Source organism: Nocardiopsis lucentensis DSM 44048 (genome assembly GCF_000341125.1).
Lineage (GTDB): Bacteria > Actinomycetota > Actinomycetes > Streptosporangiales > Streptosporangiaceae > Nocardiopsis > Nocardiopsis lucentensis.
Map to the genome: position 1 here is coordinate 1 of NZ_ANBC01000943.1, position 1,933 is coordinate 1,933.

Sequence of the window (1,933 nt, forward strand, 5' to 3'; positions counted from 1 at the left end):
GCGCCCCGCCACACCCTGACGCATGTAGGTGCGGCCGTAGTCGTCGACGACAGCGTCCCAGTCGTCGGTCGTGCGGCGGACATCAGCGGCGGCGAACCCCGCTGCGAGCAGATCAGAGGCGATCATCGGCGCGACGGACACGCCAGTCGCGGCCATAAGGAAACGTCGGCGGTCCACGCGGGCAGCCTCCAGAGCGTCGAGAGGTACACGGAGTGCGGTGGCCAGGTGTGGCCGCCAGAACGATCCGGGTTTCCTCTTGCCCGACTCCCAGCGGGAGATCGTCTCACGGGTGACAGTGTCGCGGTCGGCGGCCTGACACACGGCCTCTGCGAGTCGAGTCTGCGACCAGCCGCGTGCTTCGCGCAGCTCTCGAATCGCAGTGGCCACCCCATTGGCTACCCCTGGGCGACTATCATGTGTAGACACGGGCCCCGCCTTCCTGTCGCGTCGCAACCTCAGGATAGGCGGGGCTTCTGCGTATGCGCTGGGAATGCGACTCAGCCGTGACCCGCCTACCAGTACGTCCTTCGTCCGGTCACGCGACGGCCAGCTGGCGGTCGCCATCGTCGGCCATGGCCGCGCGGACAGTCCGGAGGATCCGGCGACCGGTCCGCTCGGACATCTGGCCGTGGCCGCGCTCGGCCAGGACCTCGACGACGTCCGCGCCCGTGGCCGTGTCCGGTGTGGCCACCGTGGCCGGGTCGGTCAGCCACTCCATGACCACCAGCTCGCGGTCAGCAGGCGTGGCCACGGAGGTGTCCCGCCGCGCCGCCGGGATGGCCACAGGTTCCTCGTCGGCCACCTCCGGCGCCGGGTCGGCGGTCACGGTCACGGCGGTCCGGGCGAGTACCTCGGCCACGGACACCACCTGTCCGCAGATGACCGGCCGCTCGTCGATGACCGGCCGCTCGTCGGCCAGACGCTCACTGAGGGCGGCCACCGGCACCACGGCGCCGCAGATCACCGGGATCTCCTGGTTCTCTTCCTCGGCGGCCAGGTGCGCGGACAGGGCGGCCGCGGGCACGGTCGCCCCGCAGATGACCGGCCGGACATCCGGGGTCTCGGTCACGGCCAGGCGAACGAGCAGCTCCTCGGCGGCCACCATGCGGCCACAGATGACCGGCCGCGCGGACACGGCCTCCGCCTCCGCCGCGGCGGTCTCCTCGTCCCCCTGGCGGCGCTCGGTCACGCGCACCATGACCGTGGCCACGGTGATGGTGTGGCCGCAGATGGCCGGACGGGTGTCCGCGCGGTCAGCGGCGGCCGCCTCCTGGGCGATCCGGAGGGCGGCCATCGCCAGGAGGTAGGCGAGTTCGGCGACGAGTGGCACCCAGATGGCCGTGGCCACGCCCGGCCAGCCGTAGGCGACGCCGTGCGCGAGGTTGGCCGCGCCCGTGGCCGCGACGCCGACGAGGAGGGACACCTTGGCCACCGGCGGTGGCTTCTGGGAGTGCCGCCGGGCGAGCGCGATCGTCGCCAGGCTCATGACGATCAGCCCGTCGACCGTCACGGCGATCACCGCGGCCTCCCACGGGGCGGCTCCGGCTAGGAGGGCGACGGCGTGGATGTGGCCGTAGGACACGGCGGCGAGCCCGGCGGCGATGCCGAGGCCCGCGACGGCGGGCAAAGGTACGCGCGGTGCGCGCGGTACGGTGTTCACGGGTCTACTCCTGGTGTAGTCAGGATGTGGATCAAGCCCTCGGCGCGGTGTTGGTAGCACCGCCCGGGGGCGCTTTCGTTGTGGGGGAAACGGTAGTCGATGAGCTCTGAAGTGACTACCGATCCTGGGATAGTTCTACATTAAGAAGCTCTTTTTCGATGAAACTATGAGCCGCACACGGCATTCTGCTATTATCACATAACCCCAGTTCAGAGGCGCTCGCACCCCCGTCGCACACGGCATTCCGTTTAATTTACCGGCGCTAGTACTACA

At 70.1% G+C, this 1,933-nt stretch carries 2 protein-coding genes; both read right to left on the bottom strand.

The genetic code is table 11. The features are described from left to right. Positions 1-387 (bottom strand): helix-turn-helix transcriptional regulator (locus D471_RS38995; protein WP_161630145.1); only part of this gene is annotated, 387 nt, incomplete at its 3' end. A 148-nt stretch (positions 388-535) separates the two neighbouring features. Beyond that, a complete protein-coding gene (locus tag D471_RS38055; RefSeq protein ID WP_017602412.1) occupies positions 536-1,660 on the bottom strand; it encodes a DUF2637 domain-containing protein in 1,125 nt (374 codons plus the stop codon). Positions 1,661-1,933: the final 273 nt, after the last annotated feature.